The organism is Sphingobacterium sp. 40-24, assembly GCF_001899705.1.
GTDB classification, from domain to species: domain Bacteria; phylum Bacteroidota; class Bacteroidia; order Sphingobacteriales; family Sphingobacteriaceae; genus Sphingobacterium; species Sphingobacterium multivorum.
In genome coordinates this window covers 149540-164833 of record NZ_MKWH01000063.1, presented here as the reverse complement: position 1 = coordinate 164833, position 15294 = coordinate 149540, and the positions used below count along the sequence as shown (strand labels likewise).

At 38.0% G+C, this 15294-nt stretch carries 12 protein-coding genes; 8 read left to right on the top strand and 4 right to left on the bottom strand.

Annotated elements, in window-relative coordinates; all coding sequences use genetic code 11:
- Nucleotides 1–12: 12 nt before the first annotated feature.
- On the bottom strand, nucleotides 13–855 hold the full coding sequence (locus tag BGP15_RS24155; RefSeq protein WP_286770858.1) for an RteC domain-containing protein: 843 nt from the start codon (nucleotides 853–855) through the stop codon (nucleotides 13–15).
- Between the two features lie 472 nt (nucleotides 856–1327).
- Here BGP15_RS24155 and BGP15_RS24150 point away from each other — a divergent pair, with 472 nt between their 5' ends.
- The 3 genes from BGP15_RS24150 (at nucleotide 1328) to BGP15_RS24140 (ending at nucleotide 6132) form a co-directional block, all read left to right on the top strand.
- Nucleotides 1328–1939, top strand: a complete 612-nt coding sequence (locus BGP15_RS24150; RefSeq protein ID WP_124535535.1) for a Crp/Fnr family transcriptional regulator — start codon at nucleotides 1328–1330, stop codon at nucleotides 1937–1939.
- A 627-nt stretch (nucleotides 1940–2566) separates the two neighbouring features.
- Entirely contained in the window at nucleotides 2567–3544 is a 978-nt protein-coding gene (locus BGP15_RS24145; protein ID WP_286770857.1) for a DUF6602 domain-containing protein, read from the top strand.
- A gap of 1475 nt (nucleotides 3545–5019) precedes the next feature.
- Nucleotides 5020–6132 carry an acyltransferase family protein gene (locus BGP15_RS24140; RefSeq protein ID WP_286770856.1) on the top strand — a complete coding sequence of 371 codons (1113 nt, stop codon included), beginning with the start codon at nucleotides 5020–5022 and terminating at the stop codon, nucleotides 6130–6132.
- Nucleotides 6133–6141: 9 nt separating this feature from the next.
- Here BGP15_RS24140 and BGP15_RS24135 read toward each other — a convergent pair whose 3' ends face one another.
- Entirely contained in the window at nucleotides 6142–6642 is a 501-nt protein-coding gene (locus BGP15_RS24135; RefSeq protein ID WP_286770855.1) for an SRPBCC family protein, read from the bottom strand.
- A 310-nt stretch (nucleotides 6643–6952) separates the two neighbouring features.
- Between BGP15_RS24135 and BGP15_RS24130 the strand changes: the two genes are divergently transcribed.
- Together BGP15_RS24130 and BGP15_RS24125 are read left to right on the top strand one after the other, a co-directional pair.
- On the top strand, nucleotides 6953–8533 hold the full coding sequence (locus BGP15_RS24130; protein ID WP_286770854.1) for a discoidin domain-containing protein: 1581 nt from the start codon (nucleotides 6953–6955) through the stop codon (nucleotides 8531–8533).
- Between the two features lie 193 nt (nucleotides 8534–8726).
- Entirely contained in the window at nucleotides 8727–9248 is a 522-nt protein-coding gene (locus BGP15_RS24125; protein ID WP_286770853.1) for a DinB family protein, read from the top strand.
- A gap of 71 nt (nucleotides 9249–9319) precedes the next feature.
- On the opposite strand, the gene BGP15_RS24120 is transcribed toward BGP15_RS24125, so the two are convergent.
- A complete protein-coding gene (locus tag BGP15_RS24120; protein WP_070569080.1) occupies nucleotides 9320–9775 on the bottom strand; it encodes a GNAT family N-acetyltransferase in 456 nt (151 codons plus the stop codon).
- A gap of 219 nt (nucleotides 9776–9994) precedes the next feature.
- On the opposite strand from BGP15_RS24120, the gene BGP15_RS24115 reads away from it, so the two are divergent.
- The 3 genes from BGP15_RS24115 to BGP15_RS24105 all read left to right on the top strand — a co-directional run bounded on the left by BGP15_RS24115 (nucleotide 9995) and on the right by BGP15_RS24105 (nucleotide 14794).
- Nucleotides 9995–11089, top strand: a complete 1095-nt coding sequence (locus BGP15_RS24115; RefSeq protein WP_286770852.1) for a sensor histidine kinase — start codon at nucleotides 9995–9997, stop codon at nucleotides 11087–11089.
- A 142-nt stretch (nucleotides 11090–11231) separates the two neighbouring features.
- Entirely contained in the window at nucleotides 11232–12545 is a 1314-nt protein-coding gene (locus BGP15_RS24110; protein ID WP_286770851.1) for a sensor histidine kinase, read from the top strand.
- Nucleotides 12546–12673: 128 nt separating this feature from the next.
- Nucleotides 12674–14794 carry an ATP-binding protein gene (locus BGP15_RS24105; protein WP_286770850.1) on the top strand — a complete coding sequence of 707 codons (2121 nt, stop codon included), beginning with the start codon at nucleotides 12674–12676 and terminating at the stop codon, nucleotides 14792–14794.
- 101 nt (nucleotides 14795–14895) lie between these two features.
- Here the strand turns inward: BGP15_RS24105 and BGP15_RS24100 are convergent, their stop codons facing one another.
- Complete coding sequence (locus BGP15_RS24100; RefSeq protein WP_070569093.1) at nucleotides 14896–15225, bottom strand: YegP family protein; 330 nt, start codon at nucleotides 15223–15225, stop codon at nucleotides 14896–14898.
- Between the last annotated feature and the right edge of the window lie 69 nt (nucleotides 15226–15294).

Here is a 15294-nt window from a genome sequence, read left to right as displayed (position 1 = left end):
TTCTCTTCCAATCTATAAATCATTGTCCATATATTGTTCAAGATTGTATTTTAGCGAATGTAGAAAGCGAGCTCTTTGACCTGCTCTAAATTTCATCTGATAAAATGCATGATGAATGTCACCGAGACTTACCTCGAATATATTCTCGAAAAGCTGGCTGATCTTCCGAATTCCGACACGGCCATTTGAAACACTTCTTGAAATGTGAAGCGCATAGATAAGCTCAATAAGAGCATTCTTTGAATCAGTCCAAGAAAATTCGGCATCTTCACTGATATCGAAATCTTCGTTATTTGTAGGTTCAACTCTACCAAATTTTCCCGAAAGGTAAGAATGATAAAGATCGTAAGCCTTGATCTGCGCGACCTTATAATCGTAGTAAGTCGAGAAATCCCTGTCAACCTCAAAGAAGAAGCTATCGACTCCATCAAAGTAGTTTATATTTCCTAGTCTATAATAGAACTCATCTTTGTCTGACCTACCGGTACGATAATAACTGTAGAAATCTGAAGAAGCTATATTTTTTTTATATTCCTTGTTGAGTAACTTAAGCTGCTCCGCATAGTAAGCTCCGGACAATTCCGAATTTAGAGGGCTATATGCTTCAATTTTTACTACCTTGTTGTAAAACATAAGCCTGCCCAGAATCTCGGGCTTTACTCTTTTAAAGAAAATAATTTCCTCCAAAATACTTTCAAAACCTTTCTGATTTATTTGTGCTTTTAATTCGGTTAGAGTTTTATCAAGAAATGAAACCATGTGAAAAGCTTCATCAATTGCACTTTTTGTGCTCCTTGATATATTTATCTCTTCTTTTTCAATAGTTAATAAAATGTTTTTATATGCCTGTTTCATATGATTGTTTTTTAAAGTGATTATGCCCCACACTTTAAAATATATCCCGCTGTGTTGAGATAAAACAAAAATAAATATACACTATAATTTATTGCTTAATCATTGATTATGAAGGGTTTTAATTATTCGTAGTAAGTCAATTATTATCCGCTCGCATCTAATAAAGATTTGAGTACATAACATAAGTAGCTTAATTTGGCAGATAACTTTTAGGTATTACAATAAAAAATAATAATACTATAAAGAAATGCATATAGCGTATTTGTATTAGTTCAGCAAATACAGTGTACTTTTTCTAACAGATCTTTTTCATAGGTCAAAAATTGCAGTGTGGTTTTCATTATAACAAATTAAATACTATTTCTAACCATTTTTTTTGATAAAAAGCAAAAAAAATCTGGTTTAATTGAAATTTTAATCGTAAATTACATTTATCATTAATAACCACCGATCCAGCTTCTACAAAGTCTAAATGAAAAATATGGTAAGTACATTGGAAGAAAATTCAGCAAAAGAAACTCTGCTAAAGTTTCTTGATAGTATTCATTCCATGTCGCCAGAACTCCGAGACGCTTTATTCTTAAATACATATTTGCAAAAAGTAAACAAGAAGCATATTCTACTTAATATCGATGAAATCCAGAAGTCACTTTTCTTTGTTGTCAAAGGTTTAGTACGCTCCTACTACCTTGACAGTTTTGGAAAGGATATGACGTCTTGGCTACTCTTTGAAGGGGATCTAGCAATTTCTGTATATAGCTTTTTCAGTCAGAAACGATCTTTTGAAGTTTTGGAAGCTATAGAAGAAACAAGTTTTCTTGTACTTAGCCATGAGAAGCTCATGCAGCTCTATCAGCAGTTTCCCGAATTCAATTATATCGGAAGAATTCTTACTGAGACCTATTATATAAAAGCCGAAGAGAAGGCCAATGAATTACGTGTTTTTAGTGCAACAGAACGCTATCAGCATTTAATAAGAAAATACCCAAATATCGTTGCGCGCGTCCCTTTAGGTATGATTTCTTCGTACCTCGGAATAACGCAGTCTACATTAAGCAGAATCCGTTCAAAAACGGTACTTTAACCTATTTAGCACATTAATTTTGTTCGCTAATTTTTTTTTTTAGGACACTCTAGGAAAAGATAGGTTAGGTTAACTATTACAGGCCGATCTAGTTTGTGACTTTTGTAGTATAGCAATTATTTCAAAAAACATAACGGATATTATTTCTTATCCTCCAAATATATATTCTAACGAATTCACTTAAAACTATTTATCAAATTAGTAACATAAAAGTTGGACAGCTAACTTGTGAGATGCTAGAAATACGTTATACCTGTTCACTGACCCAAACCAAAATCTTAAACTAAAATTAAAGAAGATGAAAAAAAGACGTAAACGACCACCACCTAAGTTGCTCAATCCCCGTAGAGGAGAAAATTCAAAACAGTTAATGCCCCACAAATCTGTTAATCTCAACTACACCCGAACCTAATAAGCAATTTGCAAAAATTTAAAAATCTATGGATAGACAATTGAAATATGATCCACAGTTTTTGAAGATAAAACAAAATATAGAGTTGGTCCTTTGCCAACTCTATAAATTCCTTAAATACTACCAAAAGTTAAAAACATGCCATACAAGAGGTACACAAGATTTTTCAAATTCAAAAAACAAAATTTGTAATTTAGATAGCTAAATATTTAAAAATGGCACATGATAATTCTCCACTAAAGAGCCAGATTCCTAATCAAGGTTGGAAACAATTTCTTATAGCAAGGGATGAAATGCTTTCCGCATATGATAATGCAAAGGAGCATTCCAATAAACGGCAGGTAAAGACAGGTCATGGTAACGTAGCAGAATCAGCTTTCCGCAGATGGCTCACCAAATTTTTACCGAAGCGGTATGGTGTTACAGCCGGTTACATCATTTCGCCTGGAGTACCAAATGCTGAAAATTTTATTCACTATGACGTAATTATATACGACCAGTTAGAATCACCAGTACTGTGGATAGAAAACAATGCCGATTCTTCTGAACTAGGACGATCCATGGCAATTCCTGTGGAATATGTTCATGGAGTAATTGAGGTTAAATCTGCATTCAACAAGAAGGCAGTCAAAAAAGCGGTAGAGCAATTGACAAAACTCAAACCGCTATTAGCTTGTACGGAGCCTGCGAACCACCCCATGAAATTATATCTTCCGCCAAACTTCTTTTTTGCGACGGTCTTTTATGAGCTTCGAAAGAAAGACGAAATGGACTTCGCTGCTCTAGATGAATTAGTTGAAGCCGCAGCAATGAGGGGATTTTATGGAGGTTATATACTCCGTGGTGAAACCATAGAAAAATATTATAGCGGCAAATTAATACTGCTTAGAGAGTCGCAAGAAAGAGTAAGAAATAATCAATCTCTTTTGTTTTATGCACACTCGAAAAGCTATAAGGTAGCAGATGGTACTTTTAGAAAAATACAGCTCGATTATGAAGAATCATACTTTTCAGAATTTGCTTTCGATATAATAGCTTTATTAAAAGGAACATATAATCCAGATGTATTGTCTAGTATATACGGTATGGGATCAACGCAATGGGAAAATGGCAGTGCAGTAGATATTAGATATTTTAAACCCGAAGACGTTAAAAAATTTGACGAAGAAACTGCCAATTTCTTTAGAAAATAAGAATCATCTTATCTCAAAGCCGGAAAGTGAACTCAACAATTTTATTGTGCTGGTCCAATAAATTTCAAATTTGGCATAGCGCTAAAATTGTATTGGAGTTGATATAGCAACTCCAATACAAAAATTAAATCATGATTTGATCGTTAAACAAATAACTCTAAAGGATTCGAACTCAAAAATATAAAAACAACATACTGTATATCAACACTTTACAGTATTTATTACAATTTATACATTGATAAAAGTTCGAAAAATAAATCCTTTTAACATAAGGCTACAGGATTCGAACACTTTTTTAAAAAATATAAAAACCTATAAATCAAACACATAATCGCAAAATCCAGTTTAAATCCATAAGTAAAGAGTTCGAAGATAATCCTTTCAGGTTCACTGAGAAAAGCTAATCGCAAGATTAGCTTTTCTTGTTTAAGCGTATTACCTTAGATTTTCAAAGACACATAATTATCAATGTGGAATTTGTTTATCAGGTTATCCTACTTCGATTTAATGATGTCATTTATTTTCACGCAATGACTTTAATTCTTTAATTCCGTTCAAAATACCTCCTATAATGATATTTCCATATCCAACAGCCGATAATTCTAAATGTATATGGATTAGTTTTAAAAATGTAAGTAGTCAACGTTAAAACATTCCAGTTTTAGATGCTTTGAAAGATGTCAAAAGATCATTTCGCTTTATCTCTATACCTAAATAAACTATTACCGCGAAACAGTTTTTTTTGTCACAGAAGCGTAGTTCCTTTTCCTTTTTTTTTTTTGATCTTTAATTGCAGTAAATGAGGATCAAAGAGTGATCAGATTCTAATTTAGTACAGTGCTTGTTCAGTGATTGTTCAGTGCTCGTTCAGTGCTTACTCAGTGGGAACTGAACAAATACTGACTAATCACTGTCTAAAAAATGATTGAAAACTGTTATTACCTCCCAATTGGTATTAGAATGTATCAGTTTTAATGCCTCCTTAGCTATTTATTGTCAGCCAAGTGTGGCAGCCATCAAAAAGGGATCGAGCTAACCATATTAATAACGCTGCTGTCTACCCGGGCGTTTAGCAATTTAGCCCCATATTTACATAAACGAGCAGAATAAGTGCTGGACCTTGATCGATGACATCCTTGACATTGCATGTAGTAATAAACAACGTGGTTTAATTGCGTATAGCGATTAAAGAAAACCTTTGTGAATCGGACAGCAAGATATAAAAATTTGGAGTATTGAATCCCGCGATGCTTCATCGACAAGAAAATAAGCTGGCTAGCTGTATAGACCAGTAACAAGAATAGTGAATCCGTATAAACGAATCTGCGTAACACCAAAATGAGACTAACCATCGGGATTTTGATACAATATGATCAAAATCAAATGTGTTATTTCACTATTTTCACCCATTCATTCGATAACATGTATAAACAATTAGCAAGTCCATCGACATCTTCGAAATACAATCAGAAGCCATGAATAATAAAAACCTTTCTACAAAACCACACTATCCCATTTTAGACGGACTACGAGGATTGGCGGCGATTATCGTTGTCACCTTTCATCTCACCGAGCCATTGGCAACAGGTCACCTCGATATCTTGGTAAACCATGGCTATTTGGCAGTTGACTTTTTCTTTCTTTTATCTGGCTTTGTAATCGGTTATGCTTATGATGATCGCTGGCGTACAATGTCGATTGGCACTTTCTTTAAACGCCGTATTGAACGCCTTCAGCCCATGGTTATACTGGGTATGACTCTTGGCGCGATAGGCTTCTACTTTACCGATTCCACCATCTGGCCACTTATTCATACCGTCCCGATTTGGAAAATGCTTCTCGTAATGCTCATCGGTTATACGATTCTCCCCGTCCCCCTCTCTTTGGATATTCGTGGTTGGCAGGAAATGCACCCGCTCAATAGTGTTGGCTGGTCATTGTTTTTTGAATATATTGCCAATATTCTCTATGCTATCGGTATTCGTAAATTATCCAAAACAGCTTTAAGCATTTTGGTCATTATCACAGCTTTGGCGCTCGCGCATTTGGCGATTACAAGTCCCAATGGTGATGTTAGTGGTGGCTGGACGTTAAATGTTGAGCAAGTGCGGATAGGAATCACCCGCACCATGTCTCCCTTTTTTGCGGGCCTTTTGCTATCCAGAATAACCAATCCCAGCCGTATCCGACATGCATTTTTATACTGCAGTATTTTAATCGCCATTGTGTTGTATATGCCTCGTATAGGCGGAGCAGATCAGCTTTGGTTGAACGGGATATATGAGTCTGTATGCATTATCATTGTATTTCCCTTGATTGTTTACTTGGGAACAAGTAACATATCAAGTAGCAGAATAGAAAATAAGCTCTGCAAGTTTTTGGGTGACATCTCCTACCCGCTATACCTCGTACACTATCCTTTGGTCTATTTTTATGTTGCCTGGATCAGCAATAACAAGGATGTGACGCTAGTGACAGCCTTGCCTTATGCCCTATTGATTTTGCTGACGAGTATTGCACTGGCCTATGTCAGCTTGAAATGGTATGACGAACCTGTCCGTACATGGCTCAGAAAGAAATTGGACTAATCATTGTTTCTATAGCTCTGCTTTGAGCTTTTGCAAGAGATGGGGTAACTTTTTGTGCAACTGCTTTTTCCAGCCCATTTCCATAATAAAACTGATCAAAACCAGCTTAATGCCTTTATAACCGGACTGTTTCACTTTCAAAAGAGTCCCACTACAGGTTGGTTCTAATGAAAAGCTCAACACTGTATCCAATTTTGTGAAGATTCCTTTCGTTAGTTTATCTGCCTTATCCGAATGAATTCCGGCACAGGCCAATGCTTTCTCACCAGTAGCTTCACCCCGGTAGCTATACGCAAGATATTGCTTGGGTATTGCCGAAATAATTTCGCAATGCGTAATACCATCCCAGCCCTTCTGGGCTTTCATCCTAAACGTAAAATAATGTCCTGTCTCGGTTTCGATGTCGTTTGGCATAAACCAAGCCCCAAGCAGGTCTGCTTCCGTCAATGCACGCCACACCAGATCTTGGTCATAGGGCAAAAATACTGTCAATTTAATTGTTCTCTCCATTTTTTGCATAGCTAAAACTGCTGGCCCAACAGTAATATCAGTTTTTTGATTTTTTCCATACGATTTAATTATTCATGCAATCAAATGTAATAAGACCACGATGAAAGCCAAGTACACCATCGGTTAAAGATCGTCCATTTCCTATTAATTCTTAATGATTTCCTACCCAAACGAATTAAAATGTTACAAAACAATTTCCAAAGCTGATTAATCAATCGATTGACTAAACTAATTATGATAAAAGTTTATTTTTTTTTACACACCATAAAAGAACCTTATTTATATTTATTGATACACAATATAAACCATTATGAGAAAACTTTTAAATTTAATGCTTGCAACCCTCGCACTAGGGGTTGCATCCTGCAACAAGACCTTGGTTAACACCGAAGAAAGTGTAGGAAATCTAAAGGCAAACGCAGCAACAACTTCGGTAACCAATGAATGGAGCAGTAATCCCTATAAGCTGAACGTCATTTATTTTGTTCCAAATGATGTTGACTCCATTCCCAATTTCAGAAAGCGTCTTAGCAAGATCCTCTTAGATGCTCAAAATATGTTTGCAAATAATATGGATCGCGAAGGCTTCGGAAGAAAATCTTTCGGATTGGATCTACTCAATGACAGTTTGATTAATATCCATTACATCGCCGGAAAATACGGCAAAGCTACTTATCCATATTCGGGGGGTAGCGGAGCAGTGAAGGCAGAAGTGGACAGCTATTTTAACCAAAATCCGTCAGGAAAAAAAAGCGAGCACAATCTAATTATTATTCCAACGTATAATACAGATCCAGCTAATCCTGGAGGCCCGCCGTTCTATGGTACAGGCACCAGCTGCTACGCCTTAGATTATGTAAATCTGGACGCTAAAAACTTAGGAATAGGCGGCGATATTGGATGGAAAGCAACCGTATGGATCGGTGGAATGATTCACGAACTGGGCCACGGATTAAATGCCAGCCACAATAGGATGAACAAAACATTAGCACCAACTTTAGGTACGGCATTAATGGGTTCAGGCAATTCAACCTATGGAATCTCTACAACTTCATTGACCAGTACCACAGCAGCAACATTTAACAATAGCCAAGTATTTAGCACTGTGGCAAGAAGTGACTGGTATGCGTCCGCTTCTGCAGAAATTACATCCTTGTCATCAAGCTTTGTGAACAATAAGATTATCATTTCCGGGAAATTTACGACAACAAAACCGGTCAATGACATTGTTGTCTGGCACGATAGAGAGCCTTTTGGTGTAAACAACGATTATGATGCCGTACAATGGGCCACAAAAATAATTGGCCAGGATAGCTTTCGATTCGAGTGTCCATTAGCTGATTTTTATGATCTGACAGGGAATTACGAAATGAGAATAGGGTTTCTCCATGCCAATGGAAGCCGTACAACCTTAGGGTATGCTTATAACTTCGTTAACAATGTACCCGATTTATCCAAGGTTGTTACCTATAAACTTTTACCGACAACAGGTTGGTCAATCGTCGCTAGCGATAGTAACGAGCCTGGATCACCGGCGAGCAATGTATTGGATATGAATAGAAGTACAGTGTGGCATACGCCCTGGTCGTCCACTCAAACTCCACAGCCTCACTTCTTCTCCATCAATATGGGGGCAGTACGCACCGTGAAAGGAGTTGCTTTCCGTAACCGCGACAATTTAAATGGAGCGATGAAAGATGTCAATATTTACTCAAGTTCAAATGGTGTAAGCTGGACATTGATCAAAACGACGCAGCTGAGCAAAGTTGCTGGTTCCTGGATCAATGTCGATCTGAATGCCTCCGTTAACACCCAATACCTTAAAATAGAATCGACAAGTTCTTGGGGTGATTTCTTCTATTCTCATCTTGCAGACTTTGGTGCATATTAGTTTTTAAACCAATAGAATAGGCGGCCGGTATAAAAAACAATACCGGCCTTCTTAAATTTGATCATCATCGAATTAATGAGATTCATCAATGCGGTTAGCGAATAATTTCTTATTTTTAGTACATCATACTGACTTTGACGTATCAATAAGCTAGAATAAACGATCGAAGTAAACACTTAACAAAAAAAATAGGATGAATCGACAAGAACTGATCAAAACTTTTTCAGACAACCACCATACGGTTATTGCCTATATCCAGGCATTGCCTGATTCCCTTTTTTTATACCGTAATCATGAAAAATGGACAGCTGGTCAGCAGCTAAAACATATTCTCTTAACGCTTCTACCCTTTCCAAAGATATTGCAATCAAAAGAGTTCATCGTCCAAAAATTCGGCACCCTACAACGTACAACTTGGGATTACGATACGGTACTTAACAATTATCTCAAAACAAGCCTACAGGCACCAAGTCAATTTTTGCCTGAAGATATCCTGCCCGCACAGAAAAAGGGCTTTATAACGCAATTAGAAGAAGTAATAACTAAAATTAATCAGTTATTTGCACTGTACAATGAAGAGGAGCTCGATAGCCTAGTCTTACCCCATCCTTTGCTCGGAAAACTCAGTATACGTGAAATGTTTTACCTGATGAGCTATCATCCCCTACACCACCTGAATCAAATTAAGGAAAACTTGGCGTCATTAAATCACTAAGTCGCACCCTATTTTCAACATGTTGCCTGACTAGCATTCATGGTTTGTGTCTATTCCTTCATGGTATTTGTCTATTCCCTTGTATGGACCATATCATATAAATCAAAGCCTTCAGCCCAATAATCTTTATGGATTTCCCGTAGTACAAAACCATTTTTCTTATAAAATCCAAACGTAAATTGAGAGGTGCCGACTTCGATCTTTTCAACCTGATGATGGGCGTAAAGAAAGTCAATGCGATGATGCAATAAGGTTTTTCCAAAACCAAATCCATGATATTTTGGATTTAAAAAACTCCAACTCAAATATCCTGTGCGCTGATCATCGGAAAAACCTACACCGCCGCCACCAATAATTTGTCCGTTAACCAGTGCAACAAAATACGTCTCCATTTCCTGATCCAGATATTCCCTGAAATCGGCAACCTCGCTCTGTGCAAAGTACTTCGGTATATTCATATGAAGAATATCAATCAGTTTATTGCTATCCTGAACATCATATTTCCTAATTTCCAAATACTTATCCATAATTGGTATGATTACAAATCCCTGTCTATTTTAAACTTACATCTCCTGTGAAGTTTCTTAAATATAGGAATAATTTAGTGGGTTTTTATTGCACTATTCCCAAGCATACCCGCTGATCGCATTTTTATTAAAAAACATAAAAAACTATGGCTATTGGCTTGATTTTTGATTAATTTTACGCTCGCACTGTGGCAAGCAGATGATTATTAAACACCCAATATGCAAAAACCTCAAAAGGATTTACCGATTTTTTTTGAAGCATTAAATCAAATGCCGATTGCCACGGCCATTTATGATAATTCGAACCTCAATATCGCATTTGCCAATTCTCGTATGTTAAAAATGTGGCGTACAGAGAATGAAATCGTTGGACATTCCTTTGGAGAGGTTTTTCCGGTTTTTACCCAGGAAGGATTTACCGATATACTCCGTAACGTCTGGGAAAGCGGTGTTACCTACAAGGCAGTTGAAACTCCCGCAACGATTGTTGACGGTGATTTCAAAATCAAACGCTATTTTGATTTTGAGTATAAGCCACTCTTTGATAAGCGCGGACGAACAAATTCCATCCTCCACACAGCTACCGATGTCACGCATAAGATACACGATGAGAAACCTTTAGATAGAGAAAATATAACTATCAATCCCGCAACCAACCTGCGCATGATATCCTATACACTATCACATGATGCGAAAAATCCCTTGGCGCTCGCTCAATTGGGTATAGGTGTACTTAAAGAACATTTGGATATGCAAACCAATAGGCGGCTCGAACTGTATGAGGTCATCGATCAATCACTTGAAAACATCGCTGACATTATCGACAAAACGGTAGAGCTGAGCCTTGCCCCAATGTATAGGCTACGGAAACAACCTGTCCGTTTAGATCTTACATTGCCCAATTGGTGCCGGGAAGCTAAATTATTATTCCGTAGCCCGCATACTGAACTTATCTTTGGGGACCTTTTTCCAGTAAACAGTGATCAAAATGGAGTTTACCAAATCTTTACAAACTTGATCAACAATGCCGTTAAATACTCTTCGGCCAATACGAAAGCAGCGCTGCATATTTATAGTGAAAAAGTAACGAACGGTGTGTTATATATTATTAAAGATAATGGTATCGGTATTCCGCAGCATGAACTGGAAAATATCCGTATGGAAAGACTTCGTGGCTCAAATTCAACGGAGTACCAGGGAAAAGGCATCGGATTGTTTATCGTTCAGGAAATTCTTGAAAGGCTCAAAGCGCAGATGGCCATTTTCAGTCAGGAAAACCAAGGGACCGAAATTCGTTTGTTTTTTCCAAATTAATAACGTGACGTAGCCTTTTATCTTCCTTTCAGGACAGATTTTGCCAATCTTGTCCTGCTATTCAAGAAAAATCATTGTTGAACTCCTGATTTATAGCTAATTTTGAATGTTTAGAAATTGCAAGCAAATCAGACAAGTCTTTATGAATCATTTTCGTAAATATTGGAAACTACTTTCCCATATTGGTGCACATCCGGACATGTCATACATCGATTTCAAACGCGTATACATGATCAATCTGATTGCATTGTTATGTTTATTTCCGACAATTTTCTTTTCAATCCTCAATCTTATCGACCACCGTTATATTTTAGCAGCGATTAACTTCTGCAATTCACTATGTGCGCTTACGGTCCTTCTACTTCAATATTATGAGAAGCGTACTATCGCTAAGGCAACACTGTTGACAAGTAATGCTGTGTTTTTCTTCGCTGGAGCGCTACTTTATAAAAATGGTGGCGAATACTTTTTATTGTGCACATTGATTGTCTCCATGTTGATGTATGATAATCGAAAGATCCATATAGCCCTTTGTATTACGGTAGCTTTTTTGATTTCACTCTTATATCTACTTCCCGATATACTCCCGTTAAGCCAGCAAGTACCTCGATCTAGGTCTGTTTTCAATATTATCAATGCACTAGCTTTTATGGTCGTCGCAGTCAACTTCTTTCTTGACATCATCTATAAGAATATAAAAAAAATTGAGCAGCAACGCCGCAACTTAGAATCCATGAATCGGGACAAAGAAAAAATCTTTTCTATTATCGCGCACGACATCAAAAGTCCTTTTGCCAATCTGGAAGCACTGGTCTTTATGTTTCGTAATCAAATGCTCGACAGTACAAACTCCCAGGAATACATCCAGCAGATCTTTCAACAAATTACGCAGCAGAATCAGGCGTTGGATGATTTATTGCAATGGGGTAGCAGCAGTATGCAGGGGATCAATACCAAAGCATCACCCCAGTTCATCAAACCTATAATACAACAAATTGTTGAAGTTTTTAATGAGAATGCACAATCTAAACAGCTAAAAATCAATATTGATATACCAAACAACACACAGATAATTGCCAATCGGGATCATACCATCATTATTTTACGCAACTTGATCAGCAATGCGATTAAATTCAGCTATGTGAGCGGGAATATCAACATCTACACCAGCATGGATGAAACCTATACACATATTCATATTCAAGATGAAGGAATAGGAATTAACCCTTCGAAGTCCGCCGTACTTTTTAATGAGATCCAGCAAAAGTCTTTCGGAACGGAAGACGAACCCGGATCGGGCGTAGGCCTTGTTTTATGTAAGGATCTTATTGAGCGGAACAAAGGTGTAGTGAATATCCAAAGCACACCTAATAAGGGATCCGTTTTTACGGTCGGATTGCCATCCTGCCCCAGCCATAAACCACAAACCGAGTTCGAAGTACCCACATCCTGTTAATTCAACTATAGGTTTAGAAATTTTTTGGTGGTTTTATGGAATCATTGAATTGCCGATGAAGAGAGAAAAATTGAATCTCCCTTTTGTAATTAAAACTATATCTTTATAAAAAGAATTACAGGGTCACTATGATAGAGAATACGTTTGGAATGGATATAATGCCTGAAAATGAACATGACCGACTGAATGCCCTCAGACGCTATAAAATAATGGGAACCCCCGCTGAAGCCAGCTTTGATGGAATTGCAAAATTAGCCAGCCAGATCTTTAATGCCCCTATTGCATTGCTCTCATTGGTGGATGCAGAATCGGTCTATTTCAAAGCAAATATCGGCATGGGCACCACAAAGGAAACGAATCGAGGGCAAAGTTTGTGTAGTCTGGCTATTTTGGACAAGAAAGTAACAGTCTTTGAAGATACATTGGAAGAAGATATCCTACTGACCAATCCAACTGTAATTGGAGACTTTGGGCTACGGTTTTACGCAGGTGCACCCCTTATTACACATGATGGTTTTATGATCGGTTCACTGTGCGTTATCGACAAGCATCCGCGGGCTTTCAGCGCAGCTGATCGACAGATATTAGCAGGTCTTGCACGCACAGCGATGGATCAAATCGAGCTTCGAAGTTCTTCCATCGATAAAATTGATGAGCTTGAGGGCGTCAATATTACCATGGCAACCATGCAACAACGACTGCTCGAACTTAATGACGAAATGGAGCTTGCCAATGACGAACTTTATCGCACGAATAGTCAGCTCAACAAATCCTATGATTTGACAGTGCTACTCAATAAAAATCTCAAAAAAAGTGAACGTCGATTCAGATCCTTTATAGATAAGGCCCCAATAGGCTTTGCGATTTTAACAGGCCGTGAGTTAGTTATTGAAGTTGCCAACGATAGGATGCTCAAGCTCTGGCGCAAAACCGAAATTGTCCTCGGCAAACCACTTGCACAAGCGCTTCCAGAACTTCAGGGACAGCCCTATTTAGGGATATTGGACGATGTCTTTACCACCGGCCAAAACTACATTGGAGATACTGCCTACGCAAGACTTGAGTCTATGGGGGTATTGGGCGATCATTATTTTGATTTTACTTATGAGCCGTTAAAGAATGATGAAGGTGAAACGGAGTCTATTATTGTCATAGCCAATGAAGTTACCGAGCGCATCAAAAGAAACGAACATCTTGAAGCTCTCAACTATCAGTTGGAAATTGCACTAAAAGCTGGTGAACTCGGCTCCTACAATCGCGATATCAAAACAGGAAAAATGGACTGCTCCGAAACCTGTAAAATCAATTTTGGTCTTACCAAAAACGACCGCTTTGACTATGATGACCTCATGCGAAGCATCGTCCCTGAACACCGCGAAATGGTGTATCAAAAGGTGCAGGACGCTATCCAGAACAAGACCACTTATCACGCTGAATATCTCATCCGTTGGCCTGATGGATCGTTACACTGGATCAATGCATCAGGTCTTCCCAAATACGATCCAGAAGGTCATGCAACTCACCTCATCGGCGTAGTGGCAGATATTACAAAACGAAAGAATTACGAATCACAAAAAGATGACTTCCTGGGCATTGCCAGCCATGAACTAAAGACACCCGTCACGGGCTTAAAGGGAACGATTCAATTGCTGGAACGATTTAAGGACAAAACTGGAAGTGAGATCATTTCAAGGCTTATTGATCAGTCTGCTGTCAATATCAAAAAAATCGTTACACTTGTTGATGACCTGCTCAATATGCATCGAATCAGTGAAGGACAGCTTCATCTCGAAAAAACAACCTTCAAAGCGTCAAAGATTCTTGCCTCCAGTTGTCACAATATCATATCCCAAGGCAACCATCAAGTTAATATTACGGGCGATCTCGATGCAACTATATTTGCTGACGAGCAACGCCTTGAACAAGTGCTTGTTAATTTTGTCAACAATGCCGTTAAATATGCACCAGAATCGAGAGAAATCAATATCACTGTGGAACAGCTGCAAGATTGTATCAAGATAACCGTCAAGGATCAAGGTGAAGGTATTGATCCGGCAGTACAGCCTTTTATTTTTGATCGATATTATAGAGCAAACCATGAAGGCAAATCGTACTCGGGGCTCGGGCTCGGACTCTATATCTCCGCTGAAATTATCAAAAAACACGCGGGTCTAATAGGAGTTGACAGTACGGTAGGCTTGGGCAGCAGTTTCTGGTTTTCCATTCCACGCCCACCAGCGGAAAGATAATCGCAAAAGAGCCGGTAAAAAACCGGCTCTTTGTTATAAACTCCTATGCGCTTCTATTTACAGACTGCTTATGTGCAGCCGATCGGCATTTCAATATAGACTTAGGCTATCTCCTCAACCGTCGCGTCAGGCGCATTCTTCTTGACAGATTCAATGCCGTTTTCCATACCACTTGCGCTTTCATACATCTCGCTGCTTCCAATAATTTGACCATTGGTCGCCTTGAGATTGAAATAGTACTTACCATTGGTAGCAGTTTTACGATCAAATTTGTTATCGTCCTGAGCATTCTTCTTAACAGATTCAACGCCATTTAAACAGTTTGCTTTAGTTGTATAACCTTCACTGCTTAAAATCACCTGTCCGTTTCCAGCTTTTAGATTAAACTGAAATTCGCCATTTTTCCGAGTTTTTACTTCAAATTTACCCATTTTCTCAATTAATTAAAAAAATACGTGGTTATTGGAATGAAATCCATACTACAATATAATACTTTTCCA

Coding starts and splice junctions, on each gene's coding strand:
- BGP15_RS24145 (WP_286770857.1), top strand. CDS start 2,567: ATGGCACATGATAATTCTCCACTAAAGAGCCAGATTCCTAATCAAGGT.
- BGP15_RS24120 (WP_070569080.1), bottom strand. CDS start 9,775: ATGGATAAGTATTTGGAAATTAGGAAATATGATGTTCAGGATAGCAAT.
- BGP15_RS24125 (WP_286770853.1), top strand. CDS start 8,727: ATGAATCGACAAGAACTGATCAAAACTTTTTCAGACAACCACCATACG.
- BGP15_RS24110 (WP_286770851.1), top strand. CDS start 11,232: ATGAATCATTTTCGTAAATATTGGAAACTACTTTCCCATATTGGTGCA.
- BGP15_RS24115 (WP_286770852.1), top strand. CDS start 9,995: ATGCAAAAACCTCAAAAGGATTTACCGATTTTTTTTGAAGCATTAAAT.
- BGP15_RS24105 (WP_286770850.1), top strand. CDS start 12,674: ATGATAGAGAATACGTTTGGAATGGATATAATGCCTGAAAATGAACAT.
- BGP15_RS24140 (WP_286770856.1), top strand. CDS start 5,020: ATGAATAATAAAAACCTTTCTACAAAACCACACTATCCCATTTTAGAC.
- BGP15_RS24150 (WP_124535535.1), top strand. CDS start 1,328: ATGAAAAATATGGTAAGTACATTGGAAGAAAATTCAGCAAAAGAAACT.
- BGP15_RS24155 (WP_286770858.1), bottom strand. CDS start 855: ATGAAACAGGCATATAAAAACATTTTATTAACTATTGAAAAAGAAGAG.
- BGP15_RS24130 (WP_286770854.1), top strand. CDS start 6,953: ATGAGAAAACTTTTAAATTTAATGCTTGCAACCCTCGCACTAGGGGTT.
- BGP15_RS24135 (WP_286770855.1), bottom strand. CDS start 6,642: ATGGAGAGAACAATTAAATTGACAGTATTTTTGCCCTATGACCAAGAT.
- BGP15_RS24100 (WP_070569093.1), bottom strand. CDS start 15,225: ATGGGTAAATTTGAAGTAAAAACTCGGAAAAATGGCGAATTTCAGTTT.